Origin of the sequence: Cytobacillus sp. IB215316, assembly GCF_033963865.1 — a bacterium.
GTDB classification, from domain to species: Bacteria; Bacillota; Bacilli; order Bacillales; family SM2101; genus Nanhaiella; species Nanhaiella sioensis.
Genome location: NZ_JAXBMC010000001.1, coordinates 286310 through 306332 on the forward strand (window position 1 = coordinate 286310; position 20023 = coordinate 306332).

The 20023-nt window shown below is 35.6% G+C and carries 21 protein-coding genes and 1 other annotated feature; of the genes, 19 read left to right on the forward strand and 2 right to left on the reverse strand.

Features of this window, described 5'->3' with window-relative positions:
• Window positions 1-368: 368 nt before the first annotated feature.
• From SLH48_RS01270 to pheA, 17 genes are all read left to right on the forward strand, one after another.
• Window positions 369-947, forward strand: a complete 579-nt coding sequence (locus SLH48_RS01270; RefSeq protein WP_320256751.1) for a Maf family protein — start codon at window positions 369-371, stop codon at window positions 945-947.
• Window positions 948-978: 31 nt separating this feature from the next.
• Complete coding sequence (gene radC, locus SLH48_RS01275; RefSeq protein ID WP_320256752.1) at window positions 979-1668, forward strand: RadC family protein; 690 nt, start codon at window positions 979-981, stop codon at window positions 1666-1668.
• 292 nt (window positions 1669-1960) lie between these two features.
• Window positions 1961-2977, forward strand: coding sequence for a rod shape-determining protein (locus tag SLH48_RS01280; RefSeq protein ID WP_214481470.1), 1017 nt, complete (start codon window positions 1961-1963; stop codon window positions 2975-2977).
• 27 nt (window positions 2978-3004) lie between these two features.
• Window positions 3005-3883 (forward strand): rod shape-determining protein MreC, encoded by an 879-nt coding sequence (gene mreC / locus SLH48_RS01285; RefSeq protein WP_320256753.1) that lies wholly within the window; start codon window positions 3005-3007, stop codon window positions 3881-3883.
• Window positions 3883-4401 carry a rod shape-determining protein MreD gene (gene mreD / locus SLH48_RS01290; protein WP_320256754.1) on the forward strand — a complete coding sequence of 173 codons (519 nt, stop codon included), beginning with the start codon at window positions 3883-3885 and terminating at the stop codon, window positions 4399-4401. Before mreC ends, mreD begins: the two co-directional genes overlap by 1 nt.
• Before the next feature lie 93 nt (window positions 4402-4494).
• Window positions 4495-5187 carry a septum site-determining protein MinC gene (minC, locus tag SLH48_RS01295; RefSeq protein ID WP_320257142.1) on the forward strand — a complete coding sequence of 231 codons (693 nt, stop codon included), beginning with the start codon at window positions 4495-4497 and terminating at the stop codon, window positions 5185-5187.
• Between the two features lie 2 nt (window positions 5188-5189).
• Window positions 5190-5999 (forward strand): septum site-determining protein MinD, encoded by an 810-nt coding sequence (gene minD, locus SLH48_RS01300; RefSeq protein ID WP_214481463.1) that lies wholly within the window; start codon window positions 5190-5192, stop codon window positions 5997-5999.
• A gap of 862 nt (window positions 6000-6861) precedes the next feature.
• Window positions 6862-7638 carry a M23 family metallopeptidase gene (locus SLH48_RS01305; protein ID WP_320256755.1) on the forward strand — a complete coding sequence of 259 codons (777 nt, stop codon included), beginning with the start codon at window positions 6862-6864 and terminating at the stop codon, window positions 7636-7638.
• Window positions 7631-8497, forward strand: coding sequence for a M50 family metallopeptidase (locus SLH48_RS01310; protein ID WP_320256756.1), 867 nt, complete (start codon window positions 7631-7633; stop codon window positions 8495-8497). The genes SLH48_RS01305 and SLH48_RS01310 overlap by 8 nt, the downstream gene beginning before the upstream one ends.
• Window positions 8498-8958: 461 nt before the next feature.
• Window positions 8959-10476 (forward strand): Rne/Rng family ribonuclease, encoded by a 1518-nt coding sequence (locus tag SLH48_RS01315; RefSeq protein WP_320256757.1) that lies wholly within the window; start codon window positions 8959-8961, stop codon window positions 10474-10476.
• A 48-nt stretch (window positions 10477-10524) separates the two neighbouring features.
• Window positions 10525-10611: a sequence feature (ribosomal protein L21 leader region), on the forward strand.
• A gap of 13 nt (window positions 10612-10624) precedes the next feature.
• Entirely contained in the window at window positions 10625-10933 is a 309-nt protein-coding gene (rplU, locus tag SLH48_RS01320; protein WP_214481459.1) for a 50S ribosomal protein L21, read from the forward strand.
• Window positions 10934-10945: 12 nt separating this feature from the next.
• Window positions 10946-11272: a ribosomal-processing cysteine protease Prp gene (locus tag SLH48_RS01325; protein WP_214481458.1), complete on the forward strand. Its 327-nt coding sequence runs from the start codon at window positions 10946-10948 to the stop codon at window positions 11270-11272.
• 29 nt (window positions 11273-11301) lie between these two features.
• Window positions 11302-11592 (forward strand): 50S ribosomal protein L27, encoded by a 291-nt coding sequence (rpmA, locus tag SLH48_RS01330; RefSeq protein ID WP_214481457.1) that lies wholly within the window; start codon window positions 11302-11304, stop codon window positions 11590-11592.
• Between the two features lie 86 nt (window positions 11593-11678).
• Entirely contained in the window at window positions 11679-12215 is a 537-nt protein-coding gene (locus SLH48_RS01335; RefSeq protein WP_320256758.1) for a Spo0B C-terminal domain-containing protein, read from the forward strand.
• 278 nt (window positions 12216-12493) lie between these two features.
• Window positions 12494-13789: a GTPase ObgE gene (obgE, locus tag SLH48_RS01340; RefSeq protein ID WP_214481686.1), complete on the forward strand. Its 1296-nt coding sequence runs from the start codon at window positions 12494-12496 to the stop codon at window positions 13787-13789.
• 95 nt (window positions 13790-13884) lie between these two features.
• Window positions 13885-14325 carry an ACT domain-containing protein gene (locus tag SLH48_RS01345; RefSeq protein ID WP_320207762.1) on the forward strand — a complete coding sequence of 147 codons (441 nt, stop codon included), beginning with the start codon at window positions 13885-13887 and terminating at the stop codon, window positions 14323-14325.
• Between the two features lie 100 nt (window positions 14326-14425).
• A complete protein-coding gene (gene pheA, locus SLH48_RS01350) occupies window positions 14426-15274 on the forward strand; it encodes a prephenate dehydratase (protein WP_214481685.1) in 849 nt (282 codons plus the stop codon).
• 554 nt (window positions 15275-15828) lie between these two features.
• On the opposite strand, the gene SLH48_RS01355 is transcribed toward pheA, so the two are convergent.
• Together SLH48_RS01355 and SLH48_RS01360 are read right to left on the reverse strand one after the other, a co-directional pair.
• On the reverse strand, window positions 15829-16359 hold the full coding sequence (locus tag SLH48_RS01355; protein WP_320256759.1) for a transcription repressor NadR: 531 nt from the start codon (window positions 16357-16359) through the stop codon (window positions 15829-15831).
• Between the two features lie 14 nt (window positions 16360-16373).
• Entirely contained in the window at window positions 16374-17513 is a 1140-nt protein-coding gene (locus SLH48_RS01360) for an IscS subfamily cysteine desulfurase (RefSeq protein WP_320256760.1), read from the reverse strand.
• A gap of 101 nt (window positions 17514-17614) precedes the next feature.
• Between SLH48_RS01360 and nadB the strand changes: the two genes are divergently transcribed.
• Window positions 17615-19180 (forward strand): L-aspartate oxidase, encoded by a 1566-nt coding sequence (gene nadB, locus SLH48_RS01365; RefSeq protein ID WP_320256761.1) that lies wholly within the window; start codon window positions 17615-17617, stop codon window positions 19178-19180.
• Window positions 19181-19184: 4 nt separating this feature from the next.
• Window positions 19185-20015 carry a carboxylating nicotinate-nucleotide diphosphorylase gene (gene nadC, locus SLH48_RS01370; RefSeq protein ID WP_320256762.1) on the forward strand — a complete coding sequence of 277 codons (831 nt, stop codon included), beginning with the start codon at window positions 19185-19187 and terminating at the stop codon, window positions 20013-20015.
• The last annotated feature ends 8 nt before the right edge of the window (window positions 20016-20023 follow it).

The window sequence follows — 20023 nt, forward strand, 5'->3', positions numbered from 1 at the left end:
ACTGTGGAGATTAATTTCTATACTAATTAAGGAAATCCTAATTTAATTGTCAACAGCTTTTGAAGCCACGGGCATTATTTATTCTACTTAAGATTAACTTTGTATTTCAGTGTTTAAAGTATGCTCATTTACATAATCTAAACTTGAATAAAGCACGTAGTAATTAAGAGCAGCTGCAGTCGTTTTTCCTTTAATAATGATTCTAATTAAGTGATTTTTTACTGTTTTAGAGCAATTTAGTGTAATAAATAAGGGTAAAAAATAAATATGATCTAAAATATACTAATATGAATTGTTTATGAGCCAATAATTTGTTACGATACTGTTGTATCTTCCAAACTGTACGAAATAAAATAAAGGGTGATAGTATGAATAACCTCATTTTAGCCTCTGGATCTCCTCGTAGAAAAGAACTTTTAGAAAACCTTCGCATACCATTTACTGTCTCTGTAAGTAATATTGAAGAAATTATTGATGCTCATTTACCTCCTGAAGATGTCGTCATGTCACTTGCATACCAAAAAGCAAAGAATATCTCAAACTACAATCCAAATTCATATGTAATTGGGGCTGACACAATTGTTATAAGTAACGGTGAATTACTAGGTAAACCACAAAATAGAGATGATGCGTTTAATACACTAACAAAACTATCTGGTTCCAAGCATCAAGTCCTAACAGGAGTAGCACTCATTTCTCCTCAATTGGAAAAGACGTTTTTTGAATCCACAGAGGTAACCTTTTGGGAATTAACTGAACAAGAAATTACTGAGTATATTGATAGTGGTGAACCATTTGATAAAGCGGGATCCTACGGTATACAGGGATTAGGTGCACTATTAGTAAAAGAGCTTAAAGGTGATTATTTTTCAGTTGTAGGTTTACCGGTAGCTAGAACTGTTCGCGAGCTGAAAAAAATCGGCTATTACCCAAAGATAACTAAATAATAATGCGTATTCTATACTAAGGGGGGGAAATATGAATGTAAGCGAAGTGATGATACGTGACTTCCCAAAAGACGAGCGCCCTAGAGAACGACTTATCACTGAAGGACCAAATTGTCTCTCTAATCATGAACTTCTAGCAATCATTTTAAGAACTGGAACGAAAAATGAATCTGTTCTTCAATTATCGAACCGGCTATTAACACACTTTGAAGGACTTCGTTTATTAAAGGACGCTTCTATAGAAGAAATTACAGAAATTAAAGGAATCGGTGTCGCAAAGGCTGTGCAAATTATGGCTTCTGTGGAATTAGGCATGCGTATTGGAAGACTGCAATTTGAAGAAAGATATGTCATTAAATCACCTAGAGACGCTGCAAGTTACGTCATGGATGACATGCGTTTTCTTACACAAGAACATTTTGTCGTTTTGTATTTAAACACTAAAAATCAAGTGATGCATAGGCAAACAGTTTTCATTGGTAGCTTAAATGCATCAATTGTCCATCCTAGAGAAGTGTTTAAAGAAGCTTTTCGCCGTTCAGCAGCTTCAATCATATGTTCACATAATCATCCGTCCGGAGACCCGGCACCTAGCCGTGAGGATATTGAAGTAACTAAGCGACTATCAGAGTGTAGTAAGATTATAGGAATCGACTTATTAGACCATATTATAATAGGTGATAATAAATTCGTAAGCTTAAAGGAAAAAGGATATTTGTAGCACTGTTATTTTAATCGGTGGTACGATATAATATTATTTATGAGTTTTTTACTAACTCTTTTTCGTAAACTTTGTAAATAATGTTATCAAATTAGATCAACTAGTGACTATTCTACTTGATAGTCATCTCATGAAATAAGAGAAGATGGCACATACTCTAGTTGTATATTTATTAATATGAAAACAGCAAGTTTTTTGCTGAAAGTGGCTATACAAATCACTTTTAAATGGACAAGCAAAAGTTTACTACAATAATTATATGTATTTCGTAGCAGAAAGGAAGATACAATTAATGTTTGGCATTGGTACTAGAGACCTTGGAATAGATTTAGGAACAGCAAATACAGTTGTGTATGTAAAAGGAAAAGGTATACTCGTGAGGGAACCTTCAGTAGTGGCTTTTCAAAAAGACTCTAAGCAAATAGTGGCTGTTGGTAATGAAGCTAAAAATATGATTGGACGTACACCTGGAAATGTTGTGGCAAGACGCCCGATGAAGGATGGGGTTATTGCAGATTATGAAACAACAGCAACGATGATGAAATATTATATTAAGCAAGCATTGAAAAATAAAAGTGTTTTTGCGCGTAAACCGAATGTTATGGTATGTATACCTTCTGGTGTAACTGCAGTTGAAAAGCGGGCTGTTAAGGATGCTACAAAGCAGGCTGGTGCCCGTGAAGCATACACGATTGAAGAGCCATTTGCAGCAGCTATCGGTGCAAATTTACCGGTGTGGGAGCCTACTGGTAGCATGGTTGTCGATATTGGTGGAGGTACGACGGAGGTTGCGATAATTTCTTTAGGAGGGATTGTTACTAAGCAATCCATACGTGTTGCTGGTGATGAGATGGATGAAGCGATCATTCAATATATTCGTAAATCGTTTAACTTATTAATTGGTGAGCGTACCGCAGAATTAATAAAAGTAGAGATTGGATCAGCAAGTATATCAGATGATGTCGAAGGCATGGAAATAAGAGGTCGTGACTTAGTTACAGGGTTGCCAAAAACGATAGAAATTTCTGCAGACGAAATCACTCAAGCAATGCGTGATACAGTATTTTCTATTGTAGAATCAGTAAAGAATACGTTAGAAAATACGCCTCCTGAATTAGCCGCAGATATTATGGATAGAGGAATTGTTTTGACTGGTGGAGGCGCGTTGTTAAGAAATCTAGATAAGGTTATTAGTGAAGAAACGAAAATGCCAGTTCTTATTGCAGAAAATCCACTTGATTGTGTTGCGATAGGTACTGGAAAAGCATTAGATCACATTCATTTATTCAAAAACCAAGTTAATGATTAATATGATTAACTTAAGAGGGTGCAAATCATGCCACAATTCTTCTTAAATAAACGATTAATAATATTATTAATATGTGTAATTATTTTAGTGGCATTGATTGGGTTTTCATTAAGAGACCGTGAGCAGGTAACATGGCCAGAACAGTTTATCAAAGACACCGTTGGTTGGGTACAATCCATCGTTCATCAGCCCGCACAATATGTTGCGGGCTTCTTTGAAAATGTGAATGACTTAAAGAATACATACGAAGAGAACAAAATGTTAAAGGCCAGGTTGGAAGAATACGTTGCGTTAAAAGACAAGTATCAAATTCTTGAACAAGATTATGAAGAGCTTAGTGCTATATTAGAAAAAACAACAAGTCTTACAGATTATACTCCGATTCAAGCGACGGTTATTGGTAGAAATCCTGATCAATGGTATCAGAATATATATATAAATAAAGGTGAAAAACACGGTGTGAAAGTCGATATGGCAGTCATTACCTCAAAAGGCTTAATAGGAAAAGTGAAGCAGACTTCACAATTTAAATCAACCATTCAACTGTTAAGTGATACGAATCAAAATCGAATAAATCGGGTTGCTGCAGTTGTTCTAGGTGAGGATGAAGAAAGCAATGTAGATGGTGTTATTGAAGGCTATGATGATGAACGTGAGGCACTATTATTAAAACTTAAGAAAGCATCGAATGTCGAAGTGAAGGTGGACCAAGACGTCATTACATCTGGGTTAGGTGGCGTTTTTCCTAGTGGGTTGCCAATCGGTAAAGTAATAGATGTAGTGCCAGATGAATCTGGGTTATTACAATTAGCGTATGTTAAACCAGAAGCGAATTTTTCAGCAATCGATCACGTCATCGTACTAGAACGGACTATGACACCAGTAGATATCGAGGGGGAAGAATAGTGCGACGTTTTTACCTTCCTCTTTTCGCTACTTTCTTATTTATTGCTGAAAGTACGATCATAGACATATTTCCACCTGAACGGTTTTTTAAAGATTTCATTTATGTTCCAAGGTTTTCGTTAATTATGTTTATCTTTATTACAGTTTATCGTGATAAATTAATCGGTATTATATATGCAGCAATATTTGGATTATTATATGATGTAGTATATACAGAAGTTATTGGAATATATATGTTTTCGTATCCTGTTGCTGCATACTTAGTTTTTAAGCTTATGAAGTTTCTCCAATCTAATTTAGTTATTGTATCAGTTATATGTCTTTTTATGATTTCTTTCATAGAATATTATGTATATGGACTATATGCCCTAATTACAAGTACACAAATGTCAATAAATGATTTTAGTATGAATCGATTATATCCGACTATCGTGTTAAATAGTATATTTCTAGTTATTTTCTCTTATCCTTTAAAAAGATACTTAACAAAAGTGTCAGAAGATGATAGAAAAGGCTAGCATAGCTAAATACATAACAAGTTAATTAACTGATTTTTTGACAATCATCTTAGAGGAAATATTCAACCTTTGTCGAAATATATATTCATTGAGGTGAACGACGTGAATAAGCATAAACAACAATTGGTTACGATAAAAGGAACGAAAGAAGGATTGACGTTACATCTCGATGATACATGCTCATTCCAAAGCTTGTTACAAGAGCTAGAAGAAAAGCTATCGCTAACATTTCAAGGGGATGAGGAAGGTCCTTTCATAGCTGTTCATTTGCAGATTGGTAATCGTTTTCTAACAAATGAACAAGAAGAACAAATTCGTGTGCTCATTCGTTCAAAGAAGCAACTTGTTGTAGATTCAATAGAGGGGAATGTAATTTCCAAAGAGGAAGCATTAACGTGGAAACGAGAAACAGAGGTTGTTCCTGTATGTAAAATAATACGTTCAGGACAAGTATTGCATGTACAAGGTGATTTACTACTTATTGGTGACGTGAATCCTGGTGGGAAGGTTGTAGCTGGCGGTAATATTTTTGTTTTAGGTGCTCTGCGTGGAGTTGCCCATGCGGGTGCGAATAACGATAAACAATCCGTAATTGCTGCATCAGTAATGAAACCTTCACAATTGAAAATCTGTAATATTATTAGCCGAGCACCGGAATATGATGATGATAGTTCACATGGTATGGAATGTGCTTATATAAATGATGATAACAAAATAATAGTAGATCGTTTACAACTGCTAACTCATATTAGACCTATATTAACGCGGTTGGAAAGGGGAATGTGACAGTGGGAGATGCTATAGTCATAACATCAGGAAAAGGTGGAGTAGGCAAAACAACAACATCTGCTAATCTAGGAACCGCTTTAGCGCTAGCAGGAAAACGTGTGTGTTTAGTAGATACAGATATTGGCCTTCGAAATTTAGATGTCGTAATGGGTCTAGAAAATCGAATTATATTTGATTTAGTAGATGTAGTAGAAGGTCGTTGTACAAAGATTAATCAAGCCTTAGTAAAAGATAAGCGGTTTGATGATAATTTATACTTACTTCCTGCAGCACAAACAAGTGATAAAACAGCTGTAACCCCTGATCAAATGAAAAAACTAGTTTCCGAAATTAGACAGGATTTTGATTATGTTCTTATCGATTGCCCCGCAGGGATCGAACAAGGATACAGAAATGCTGTCGCGGGAGCGAATAAGGCAATTGTCGTAACAACACCAGAGAAATCAGCTGTTCGAGATGCGGATCGTATTATAGGTTTACTTGAAAAAGAAGAGGACATAGAACCACCAAAACTAATAATTAATAGAATACGTAATAAAATGGTAAAAGACGGGGATATGCTAGACGTGGATGATGTTGTAGCTCATCTTTCAATTGATTTGATCGGTATTGTAGCAGACGATGATGAGGTAATTAAAGCATCCAACGAAGGTGAGCCGATAGCTATGAATCCAAAGAATATAGCTGGTGTTGCTTATAGAAATATTGCACGAAGGGTGTTAGGCGAATCTGTTCCTCTCCAATCTTTAGACATTGGGGAGAAGGGTATGTTTTCAAAAATTAAAAAATTCTTTGGCGTGAAAGTATAAATAGGATAGAGCAGGTTTATATCATTCCTCTATCAAGTATATATAATGGCTTCTGATTAGTTTCCTTTTAATCAGAGGTCTTTTTCTTATGGGTCTTTTCATAAATTTATTTGCTACTAACTTTGAATAAACAATCGATCCAAAAACACCAGTCTTATTATGGAAGTTTAGCAATCTCTCGATTATATGATTTGTTGTATAGTGATTATATATATTTAGGCTCTTTTCAAAAAATTGTAACTGTATTTCAAAATTTGAAGTGATTAGGCTGTTTTATATGAACTTGATAATCATTAGAAAAGAGAACATGCAGTAACGGTTGTGTCATTCGTGTTTAGCTCCTAGTTTGAAAAATAACAATTAATAAAAAAATCCTTTAGTTTCTAACATTGTAGCCGACCACTTCTATCTGTGTAGTAATTTTAAATGAGGTTGAATAGAAGACACACGATCCAAATAAATAAATATAGTTACAACGACTTTTTTCACCATCTCCTAATGGATTTTTTGTTCTAATCAATCCGGACAAGTCATAAAATGGTACAAACAATTGATTAAAGAGATCGTTCAAAAAGTTTGGGAAGAAGGACTGTAGAATTAACTTGAACAGGGTGTTCTTAATCCGTATGCGCCATAGAAAATTACGGGTTTATGTGGGGATCCAATACATTTGCTGTAGTGTAAATGGCATTACGGATGCCTCGATTCTTCCGAGATTTGTTTCAGAGAAGTTAATTCCTTGATACGAAGCAGCAGAATTTTTTCTCAGTGCAGTAGTTTCATTCCGGTGCTCGTAGCTAAGCCGTCTTGTTATTCTTCGCTCTTTTTGAACATGCTCTTAAAGGGGAATGGTGTGAGATAAATGGGACATCATCGTGCTGATGAAATTAGAAAACGTATTGCAAAAAGAAAAAAAGATAGAGGGATACGCCCACCTCGCGATCAACCCTCAACGGAAATGTTTCGTGATGAACATCATAAAGTACCAATGCCCAACTCTTCATTTCAAAATGAATCTAATGATATTCATCCACTATTTCAAAAAGAAAAATTTATGTTTAAAGTATTATTTTCTATATGTCTAGTGTTAATTGTAGCAATTATGTTTAAAAACGAATCAGATACATTTAAATCGGGTAGGGATTTTGTTACCGGAACATTTCAGCAAGAATTTCAATTTGCTTCTGTCTCAGCATGGTATGAAGATATATTCGGAAAACCGATTGCTCTCCTTCCTGAACGCAATATTGCAGGAGAGGATAAAACTGAATTTTCCGATTTTGAGTATGCAGTCCCTGCATCAGGAAAAGTATTACAAGGTTTTGAGACGGATGGACAGGGTATTGTTATTGAGACAGTAAGCAAAACAGAAGTTGAGTCGATGGACGATGGGTGGGTATCCTTCGCTGGAAAGAAGGAAGGTCTTGGTAAAACAGTGATCGTACAACATGCTAATAAAACAGAAACGTGGTATGGAAATTTGCAGTCAATCTCAACTGAAATGTTTAAATTTATTGAAAAAGGTGAAGTGATTGGTGATGTGATGGAAGATAGTGATCAAACAAAGGGAACATATTATTTTGCAATTAAAAAAGGTACCGAATTTATTGATCCGATACAGGTGATCTCATTTGAATAACATCATTGTATTGATATCAAAAGTATACATTCACCCATTGCTTTGGTTTTTGATAGGGATCGGCATTATAACCGGACATGTAAGGGAACTTATCATGCTCTTTCTTATCGTTTTTGTTCACGAAATGGGTCATGTGCTTGCGGCTCATTTTTTTTCATGGCGTATTAAACGCATTGCTTTGTTGCCTTTTGGTGGAGTAGCTGAGGTAGATGAACATGGGAACCGACCAATAAAGCAAGAGTTAATTGTGATTTTAGCAGGACCACTTCAACATATATGGCTATTGGGAGTTGGCTATCTCCTATACACTACGTCGTTGTTGTCAGAAGACAGCTTTCAATTATTTGTAAATCAAAATTTAGTGATCTTGTCTTTAAATTTACTTCCTATTTGGCCGCTAGATGGGGGGAAATTATTATTTGTAATATTATCTTTAAAACAACCTTTTAGCAATGCACATAAGAGGACACTCTCCTGCTCGTTCATACTAATTCTTGTAATGGTCGTATTATTTCTAATTATCTATCCGTTTCAATTAAATCTTTGGATGATCATTGGCTTCTTAGCTTACTCTCTCATTATTGAATGGCGCCAACGTCATTATGTGTTTATGAGATTTTTGCTAGAGAGATATTATGGCAAACAAGATTCTGTTCAGCAGTTAAAGTCTATAATTGTTGATGATGTAGAACAAATTCATCATGTTTTACTAAAGTTTCAAAGAGGTTATAAACATTCCATTATTGTTCAACGTGGAGAGAAGGAAAATGCTTCTCTAGATGAGAACGAATTATTACATGCGTATTTTTCTGAAAAGCTAGTGACACAACCAATTGGTGATTTGCTATATGAGTACTAATTATAATCTATGGGAATTTTTTTGCACGCAAGGCCTTTTAGCATCTAAAATCTTCTAACGATGTTCTCGTAACATTCTTTTTTTTTTGCCCTAATCATGTTTTAAATGTTTGTCATGGAATAAAGAAGAAAAGATCATCGTTTGAACCTATAGTACTATAGCCTATTTTTAATAGCAAAAAAAGCAAAGATGATCATTGAAACTTTGTTGCTAATGAGATTAATTTAGAACAGCAATAAATAAATTTTATGCAATTGACCTCATTTTAAATGAGAAAAGATGCCACGAGTCCTTAAGTTTATGCTTATTTATTTCTTAGTATGAAAAGCAATAATCAATGGTAGAGCAGCCAAGATAAAAAGTCTTCATTCACCCTCTGGATTGGTCGGAGCTTGCACTTATCTTGTGTGTGGCGGTAAAATATAAAAATATCGATCGTTCACGAAATGAGGCATTGAATATTGGAAAAAAAACTGATTATTAACGCAACGAGCTTACAAAAAAGAATGGCGATAGTTGAAGATAATAAGCTCGTTGAATATCATATTGAGCAACCTAATAATCATGAGGTTGTAGGGAATATCTACCTAGGTCGAGTTACTGATGTTCATCCTGGTATACAAGCAGCTTTTGTAGATTATGGAGCTGAGAAGAAAGGGTTTATACACCGAGATCAACTTTTAAGCTATCATTTGTCGCCTTTATCAGTAAAGGAAAAACAACAAAAATCGATATCAAGTTTTATCCATCAAGGTGAAACAATACTCGTCCAAGGAATTAAAGAAGAAATCGGTAATAAAGGTGCGAAGTTAAGCGGTATCATTGAGGTACCTGGTCGTTACGTTATATATTTACCATTTGGTAATTATGTTGCAGTTTCGAAAAAAATTGATGATAATATAAAGCGAACTTATTTACAAAGCTTAGGTGAAGATTGGTGCGAAGAAAATGAAGGAGTTATTTTTAGAACAGCTTCTATAGAGATTGATGAAGAGGTTATCATTCAAGAGTTAATGTTTTTAAAGGAACGTTTTCAGCAACTTCAACGTAGACAGCAAATGGCTAAGGCACCTTATCTTTTACATCATGGTAATCATTTTGTTGATAAGATATTTAGAGAAATTCCTCAATCAACAATTAAAGAAGTCATCGTAGATGAACAGAACTATTATAAGGAAATAAAAACAAGATTTAACGGTAGTAAAAAAGAAGCTACACCAAGCGTTTCATTGTATACGAATAAAATAAATATTTTTTCTGCTTTCCATATAGACCATGAAATAGACAAATTGCTAAAAAAAATTGTTTGGTTAGATAATGGAGGGTATATCATTATTGAGCAAACAGAAGCATTAACAGTAATTGATGTGAATTCTGGTAAATATTTAGGGAAATCTGCGATTCGTGATACTATTGTACGTATAAATAAGTTAGCTGCAATAGAAATAGCAAGACAACTTCGATTACGTGATATCGGAGGAATTATTTTAATTGATTTTATTGATATGAAAACCGAAGAAGATAAAAGACAAGTTAGTCATGTACTTACAAAAGAAATGGCTAAAGATAGGACAAGAACTAACATCTTTGGATATACACGTTTAGGTATTCTAGAAATGTCACGTAAAAAAGTACGAGATAGTATACCAATACAATTAACAGCATCTTGTGAGAAATGTGATGGTATAGGTAGGGTGCTTTCAAATGAAGAAATTGCATATAAACTTGATCGTGAAATGATGGAATATCGTCAAACAGATGTTGAAGCAATATGGATAGAGACAACAGAAAGCATTAAAAAGATATTTTGCGGTCATAATGATGAGCATCTTACTAGGTTAGAAACGATGTTACGGCTATCTATCTTTTTAACAACAACATCTAAGAAAACAGACGCATTTTATGAAATAAAGCAAATGGGTACATATGCAGATATTCTTGAAAAAGTAAATAAGTCGAAAGTAGAAAACACTTATTGACAGTAAACATTTTTCTATGCTATCATTTTATTTGTGTTTGTTTGTAGCACCGTGCTACAACCGCTCAGATCAGGTACATAAATAAGTGTTCGATGCTTTCGAAACGCCTGAATACTGGCGAGTCTTAGTTTATTAAGGAGGTGCAAGTATGTACGCAATTATTGAAACTGGTGGAAAACAACTTAAAGTTGAAGAAGGTCAAGAGCTTTATATTGAAAAGCTAAACGTGGCTGATGGTGAAACTGTTACTTTTGATAAGGTTTTATTCGTAGGTGGAGACAATGTTAAAGTTGGAAGTCCTACTGTAGCTGGTGCAACTGTAACAGCAAAAGTTGAAAAACATGGCCGTCAAAAGAAAATTGTCATTTTCAAATATAAACCTAAGAAAAACGTGCGTAAAAAGCAAGGTCATCGTCAACCTTATACAAAAATTGTTATTGAAAAAATCAACGCATAATCTAGGTGTACTATGATAAATGTTAAGATTGACCGCGCAAATGATGGGACGATACAATCATTTACGATGAGTGGTCATGCGTATCAAGCTGCGCATGGTAAAGATATTGTTTGTGCTGGTGCCTCAGCTGTTTCAATTGGTACTATTAATGCTATTTATGCATTAACAAATACCGAGCCAATCATTCAACAACAAGATGGCTACCTTTACTGTGAAGTACCATCTAACATTGACAAAGTTGTAGCTGATAAAATTCAGTTGTTGCTTGAAGGAATGCTCGTGTCTTTGAAATCCATTGAACAAGAGTATGGGGATTACATCAAAATTACTAAACAATAATAATTAAAATCAAATAGGAGGTGAATATCATGTTAAGATTAGACCTTCAATTTTTTGCATCTAAAAAAGGTGTAGGTAGTACAAAAAACGGACGTGATTCAATCTCGAAACGTTTAGGTGCTAAACGTGCTGATGGTCAAACAGTTACAGGTGGATCAATTTTATATCGTCAACGCGGTACAAAAATTTATCCAGGTGTCAACGTTGGCCGTGGCGGGGATGATACATTATACGCAAAAGTTGACGGCGTGGTACGTTTTGAACGGTTAGGTCGTGACCGCAAACAAGTTAGTGTGTACCCTGTTGCTCAAGAAGCGTAACATTTAAACAAACTCTAACCATTATGGTTAGAGTTTTCTTCATTTTTATATATTAACCACTATTTTGTGTCATTAGGAGTGGAAATATGAAAAAACAGTTGGATATCGTTGAGTTATTGCGACACTCGCGTCATGATTGGCTGAATAAGCTACAATTAATAAAAGGAAATATAGAACTAGATAACCTTGATAGAGTAAAAGAAATTATTGAAGAAATGGTGTTTGAAGCTGAGTATGAAGCCAAGCTTTCTAACTTAAAATTACCTTCCTTAGCAGCATATTTAATGACTTATAATTGGGAAAGCCATAAAGTATTCATTGAATATGAGGTGCTTGGGGAAGTCCAAGATTTATCAAAATACGATCGAAGTATGATAAATTGGACAAAAAGTTTGATAGAGCTTTTAGAAAATTCAGTTCACCCAAATGGAAATCACCATTTAAATATTTCAATCGATATACGTAACAACGATGTCCGTTTCTTTTTTGACTTTCGTGGCATAATATCAGAAACAGATAAAATAACTTTGTGGGTAAAAAATAACAATAGTGAAGAACAAATATCTATTACTGATTACGATTTACATACCACTGAAATGTCGCTAGAAGTATCTTTACTTTGATGTGACCTAAGATTTTTTGAATATATAGCTTTAGCGTCAATCTCCTCGCTTCTATTCGTCATACGATCTTGAAGGCAAAAAACGTCTTCATTGACTTTAGTGGATGTTGAGGATGATAAGGCGCATCCGCTTTTCTAAATGCTAGCTCCAGGTGCTTCTGCCCGAGATCGGGGTGTGCCCAGAAGGTAAATGACAACCTTTCGACTGAACGGTTATACATGTTGCCGATAGGCCAGCGCCTTGCGCTTTTCTTAATTACTAAGATCGGAGGAAGAGATATGTTTGTCGATCAAGTCAAAATATATGTTAAAGGTGGCGATGGTGGAAATGGAATGGTCGCCTTTCGACGTGAAAAATATGTACCAAAAGGCGGTCCTGCAGGTGGTGATGGAGGCAAAGGTGCTGACGTAATATTTCAGGTAGATGAGGGTCTAAGAACTTTGATGGATTTCCGCTACAAAAGACATTTTAAAGCATCCCGTGGAGAACACGGAATGTCAAAGAGTATGCACGGTAAAAACGCTGATTCACTAGTTGTTAAAGTGCCTCCAGGAACTGTTGTACTCGACGATGATACCAAAGAGGTATTAGCTGATTTAACAATCCATGAGCAAAGCGCTGTCATTGCGAAAGGTGGACGTGGCGGAAGAGGGAATATACGTTTTGCAACACCTGCCAATCCTGCACCAGAAATTGCTGAAAATGGTGAACCAGGTCAAGAACGCTATGTTACGATGGAGTTGAAAGTACTAGCTGATGTAGGATTAGTAGGTTTTCCAAGCGTTGGTAAGTCAACATTGCTTTCAACAGTTTCTGCAGCGAAGCCAAAAATAGCTGAATACCATTTCACAACGATTGTTCCAAATTTAGGTGTGGTAGAGACTGAAGATAGTCGTAGCTTTGTGATGGCAGATTTACCAGGGCTTATTGAAGGTGCACATCAAGGTGTTGGACTAGGTCATCAATTTTTACGTCACATTGAAAGAACAAAAGTAATTGTTCATGTTATAGATATGTCTGGTATGGAAGGCCGAGATCCATTTGATGATTATCAGGTCATTAATGAAGAATTACGTGAATATAACTTACGTTTAACAGAACGACCACAAATCATCGTTGCAAATAAAATGGATATGCCTGATGCAGAAGAAAACTTACAGCAGTTTAAAGACAAGCTTATGAGTGACGATGTGAAAATTTTTCCTGTATCTGCAGTAACAAGACAAGGCTTGCGTGACCTATTGTTTGAAATTGCTGATTTGGTTGAAAAAACACCAGAGTTTCTTTTATATGATGAAAGTGATGATCAAGAAGAAAGTCAAAGCGTTCTGTATAAACATATTAAAGAAACACCTAACTTCCAAATATCGCGTGAAAGTGATGGTTCGTTTGTAGTATATGGTAATAATGTAGAAAAATTATTTAAAATGACTGATTTCTCTAGAGATGAATCTGTACGACGTTTTTCTCGTCAGCTACGAGGTATGGGGATTGACGATGCACTACGCCAACAGGGAGCAAAGGATGGAGACCTTGTTAAGATACTTGAATTCGAGTTTGAATTTATAGATTAAATCTAAATAAATGATATGATCAATTTATAAATCTAACCGCTTTGAAACCTTTGAGGACTTTAGAAAAATATAAATTGAGGGGGGCTTGGGGCAAAGTGGGAGATAAGTTTTATTTAGTTCGAGAAGATGCACTGCCAGAGTCAATGAAAAAAGTACTCGAGGCGAAAGAACTAATTGAACGAAAAAAGGCAAAATCTGTTGCAGATGCTGTTCAAAAGGTTGATGTTAGCCGAAGTGTGTTTTATAAATATCGTGATGCTGTTTTCCCCTTTAATACAATTGTAAAGGAGAAAATTATAACTCTGTTCTTTCATCTAGAGGATAGATCTGGTACTTTATCTCAATTGCTGAAGCTTGTTTCGGCAGCAAAATGTAACATATTAACGATCCACCAAACAATACCTGTTCATGGAAAAGCAAATGTTACTTTATCCCTCGATACAGCTGGAATGACTGAAGAAATTAATACATTACTTTCGAAGCTAAACCGTTTAGAGTTTGTTTTGAATGTTGAAGTATTGAGTTCAGGTGCATAAAACCAGTTGGGCTTATAGACACGTATTTCATATGTACAACACATTAAAGACTACTTAATATAAATTTATATATATAATAGGAGAGGGGATACTTGTGGTACTGTCAATTGGCTATTTAGGACCAAAAGCGTCATTTACAGACCTAGCAGTTTCTAAGCTTTTTTCACCTGTAGAAAGAATACCGTTCCACACGATACCAGAGTGTATCGACGCAGTAAGTCATGGTGACGTAGAATTAAGTGTAGTACCTCTAGAAAATGCATTAGAGGGATCTGTCAATTTAACCGTTGATTATCTAATTCATGAACAAACTGTTCCAATAGTAGGTGAAATAGTAGCTCCCATAAAGCAGCATTTAATGGTACATCCAGATCATCAAAAAGAATGGCAAGCTGTTGAACGAGTATTTTCACACTCTCACGCTATTGCACAGTGCCATAAATTCTTGCATAAGCATTTAAAAGGTGTTACACATGACTACACTACTTCTACTAGTGCAGCTGCAAAGTATGTTAGGGAGCACAAAGGTGAAAAGGTAGCTGCGATTGCTAATGAATTAGCTGCATTGGAATATGGATTATCGATCGTCCGTGAAAACATTCATGATTACCAAAATAATCACACAAGGTTTGTCGTGTTGCATAAAGGTAATAAACAACTTCATACTAGTAAAAAAGTTTCAGGTTATAAAACCACCTTAATGATCTCTCTGCCATTAGATGATCAATCTGGTGCACTACACCAAGTCCTCTCAGCTTTTGCATGGAGGAAATTGAACTTATCAAAAATAGAATCTAGACCAATGAAGACCGGTCTAGGCAATTATTTTTTTCTTATTGATATAGAAAAAGAAATGGATGATGTGCTAATACCAGGTGCAATTGCTGAACTGGAAGCTCTAGGTTGCTCTGTAAACATATTAGGAAGCTATCCATACTTTCATATTTAAGCAGTTAAGATGCATTATTTTTTAGACATAGTTTTTCAAAAAGTTACAAGATGTGAAAAATATGCTATAAAAATGTAAGTATGTGTGAGTATAAAAACACCAATCGAAGTGAAAAAATGGCGCCATAATCTACCATGTCCCAGCTTATCATAGACTTAAGCACTTTCCACATTTGAAGCTGTCTAGCTTCAGACGTTTTCGGCTCGGTCACTTCACTAAAAAATGTAAAGGCAGAGAACGCCTTTACATTTTTTTGCTTCTAGCTGTCGCCGATGAGCAAGCACCTTCCGCTTTTCAAACTGTCTAGCTATAGCGCCTATCCCCTCGAGGTCACTTCAGCAAAAAAGTAAAGGCAAAAGACACCTTTACATTTTTTTGCTTCCAGTGCTTGTCGGTGATGACCGAGGCACTTCCGCTTTTCAAGCTGTCTAGCTATAGGTGCTAACGGCTCGAGGTCATAAGTCAATCGAACAAGAAGGTTAAAAAACAACCTTCTAGTTCGATCGTCTTATGCTTGTCGCCGATGAGCAAGCACCTTCCGCTTTTCTTTGTTACTAGGCTAAGAATTCAGCTTTTTTTAACGCTTCACAGGCTGCGTCAAGTTTAGTTATTTCATTGGCCTCTAATGTATGCATATGAATACCATCAGTTAGTTCAGAGAGCAATGGAGCATTCGTCGTAGTTAATTTTTTGAGAAATTGTTTGACCTCATTACGATTACTAACCATGACAGATGCAGTTAAATCACCATATACCGGGTGTTCAATTGTCACATCTTTTACTGTAACACCAAGATCAACAAGTAACGTTAGTTCTCTTTCTGTTTGTTCAGGGGTGTGACGACAAACAACAATTCGGGAATATAGTTGTTTTTGTTGTTGCTGTACATATAAATATCCTTGACTAGTTGCCAAAATTGGTTCATGTCGTGCTTTTAATAAAGAAATATCTTGTACAATGACTTGCCTACTTACTTTTGTCCGCCTTGAGAGTTCTCCTCCAGTAACTGGACCATGACTTTCTTTTAGCCACTTTAATATAAGATTCCTTCTCGTTTCACCAAATATTTTCTGTTCGTTACCCATTCTATACCTCCTTATTAACTGTTTTTTTGAAACTGTTGATCAAGTTTGTCTAAAACTGAGATGAATTTATTAATATCAGAAATTGTTGTGTATTTACCGAAAGATAACCGTACGTATTGTTTGGCTTCCTCTTTGGATTTTCCTATGGCAAGCATAGTTTTTGAAGGCTCTTGCATACCAACTTTACATGCACTTCCAGTAGATATAGCGATGCCGAAACGGTTACATTCAAGCATAGTATATTGACCTTCAATACCTTCAATAATGATAGCAACGATATGCTGTAGCTGATCTTGAGGATGACCAATAACTTCGACAGTTCTGTTAAGTCCATGTAATTCAGAAATCAGGCTTTGTCTTAATGTAGCAAAATGATCGATATCATTATCTATATTACGACAGGATATTTGTGCAGCAGCAACAAATGAAGCAATTCCTGGTACGTTTATAGTGCCAGGCCTAAAGCCATTCTCGTGAGTTGAATGAGGATATTGTGCTCTCCATTCTACTCCAGGGTGAATATATACTGCCCCAACACCTTTTGGTCCATATATTTTGTGACTTGAGATAGAAATACTATCAAGGCTAAATTTCTGTACATCAATTGGAATCTTTCCAAATGTTTGAATGCAGTCACTATGAAAAAGAACATGATGTTCTTTTAGTAGTGCCCCTATTTTTGCTAAGGGTTGAACCGTTCCAATTTCTGAATTAGCATGTTGAATAGAGGCTAAAATTGTATTTGATGTTATTTCACTTTTCAATTGTTCTAAATCTATTTGACCGTGTTGATTAACTGTTAAGTATGTTACGTTAAACCCTTCTAACTCCAATTGTCGGAATACGTTTAATACAGATGAATGCTCAACTTCAGTAGTAATAAGATGATTGCCTTTATGGCGATGAGCTTCTATAAGTGATTTGATGGCAAGAAAGTTACTCTCTGTACCTCCACTAGTAAAAAAAATACCATTCTTCTTACCATTAAACAATTTTCCTAATTCAGCTCTACAAGCCTCTAAGACTTCATTTGACCTACTACCATAATCATGTAAACTATTAGCATTTCCAAAAATGTTTGTAGATGTATGCTCATAAACCTGCATTGCTTCACTACATATAGGTGTTGTAGCAGCATAGTCTAGATAAATCATCATTTGCACCTCTTTATGAAAAAAAGTAAATATCTCTTGTCTTTAGTTTAAATATATGTCAATATAGGTGTCAAGACAGTTGTAATCTAGGGGGCGGAAATATGCCTAAAGTAGATGTAATTATTATTGGTAGTGGCATATCGGCATTAGTTGCTGCAGAACGTTTATGTAAGCATAAAAATGTGATAGTTATCACAAAGTCCACGAAACATGATAATAATTCATCTTTAGCACAAGGCGGGGTTGCTTGTGTAGTTGATGAAAATGATCATTGGATGGCACATTATTATGATACAGTTATAGCCGGACGTAATCATAATAATGAGCATTCTGTTAAGCTTCTTGTTCAACAAGGACCTTTTTATATACAACAATTGATTGAAAATGGTATGCAGTTTGATAGAAGCGCTAGTAATCATCTGCAACTTGGTAAAGAAGGGGCTCATCGAGCATCGCGAATCCTTCACGCTGGGGGAGATGCTACAGGAAGACGACTGATGACCTATTTACACAATCGGATTAAAGATAAAGTTACTATCATTGAGGATGAGATGGCTATAGATTTACTCGTGACCAATGATGTGTGCACTGGAGTTATCACTAGAGATAGCAAAGGCCAAACAACGAAATATTATGCTGTACACACGGTGCTAGCAACAGGTGGCTGCGGTGGGATGTACAGTAGAACTTCGAATAATGATTCTGTTACTGGCGACGGCTTAGCGATGGCATTTCGTGCAGGTGCACAGCTCGTTGATTTAGAATTTATTCAGTTTCATCCAACGATGTTATATGCGGATGGGATTGTAGGTGGTCTAGTATCTGAAGCTGTACGTGGTGAAGGGGCTAAATTGGTCACAAAAGAAGGCAGAAAAATAATGGAAGGTGTACATGAGTTAGGCGATCTTGCACCTCGCGATGTTGTTTCACGAGTCATCTACTCGGAAATGAATAAAGGTGAAGAAATATTTTTAGATATATCCACAATTGATAATTTTAATAAGAGATTTCCAACAATAACCAAACTCTGTCAAGAACAGCAAATAGATCTTAACGATAAATTTATTCCAGTCGTACCAGGAGCTCATTTCCTTATGGGGGGCATAAGGACAGACCATCAAGGTAAAACGTCTATTAAAGGCTTATATGCTGTAGGTGAAACAGCTTGTACAGGAGTACATGGTGCTAATCGATTAGCAAGTAATTCATTGTTAGAAGGAATTGTATTTTCACAGCTCTTATCGGACTATATTTTAAAATCAAACTTAAATTTTAAAAATATTAACCATCTAAAAAAACGAGACCAAATTGGACAGTATTCAACGGATCTTCCTACTAAGCAACAAATACAAGCTGTGATGATGCAAAATGTAGGTATTGTTCGAGATGAAAACAGCTTGTTTGATGCAAAAACATGGTTTGAACAATATCTAATGAATGATAAAAAATATGTTGATTTATCTCAATTGACTAATGAACAAGTTACCATCATTAATATGGTGACGGTAGGTTGGTTAATTTCATCATCAGCACTGTTAAGAACAGAAAGTCGAGGAGGACATTATCGTACTGATTATCCGAGTGAAGATGATCTAGGATGGTTAGGAGAAGAAATAATTAGACATAAATATGAAGCATCTACTTATGCAGTAAGTAACAGGAGATGACAGTATGAACAAAATTAAGTTACGGAAAGACATTGAGCAATTTTTTTTAGAAGACATTGGTGAGAGAGATGTAACATCTGAAACAATCTTTCCTACTCATCAACAAGGCATAGCAAAAATGATAGCTAAAGGTGATGGGCTTTTTTGCGGAGAAGACATTATTAAAGAGGGCTATCAAATACTTGATTCCAATATTACTGTAGAGACACATAAGACCGATGGTGATATAGTAGCTGCTGGTGATGTTATTGCAACCATTGAAGGCTCGATACAAAATATTCTCATTGGTGAGCGTGTGATATTAAACTTAATACAACGGATGAGCGGCATTGCAACACTCACTAATGAAGTAGTTAAGCAATTAAACAGTGATCATACGAGGATATGCGATACAAGAAAAACGACACCAGGATTACGTATGTTTGAAAAATATGCTGTTTCTTGTGGAGGTGGATATAATCATCGCATAGGTCTTTATGATGGTGTAATGATTAAAGATAATCATATAGCCTTTTGTGGATCAATTACAAAGGCTGTAACAGCCGTTAGACAGCAAGTAGGTCATATGGTAAAAATTGAGGTAGAAACGGAGACTGAAGAACAAGTAATAGAAGCAGTGCAAGCAAAGGCTGATGTTATTATGTTTGATAATTGTACGCCGGAAGCAATTAAAAAATATGTTTCTTTAGTGCCCACAAGTATAATTACAGAAGCATCAGGAGGAATCAATCTTGAAAGCTTACCGTTATACAGAGATACTGGTGTAGATTATATATCCTTAGGAATGCTTACACATTCTGTCAAGGCTTTAGATATTAGCATGAGAGTTAAATAACAGGAAGG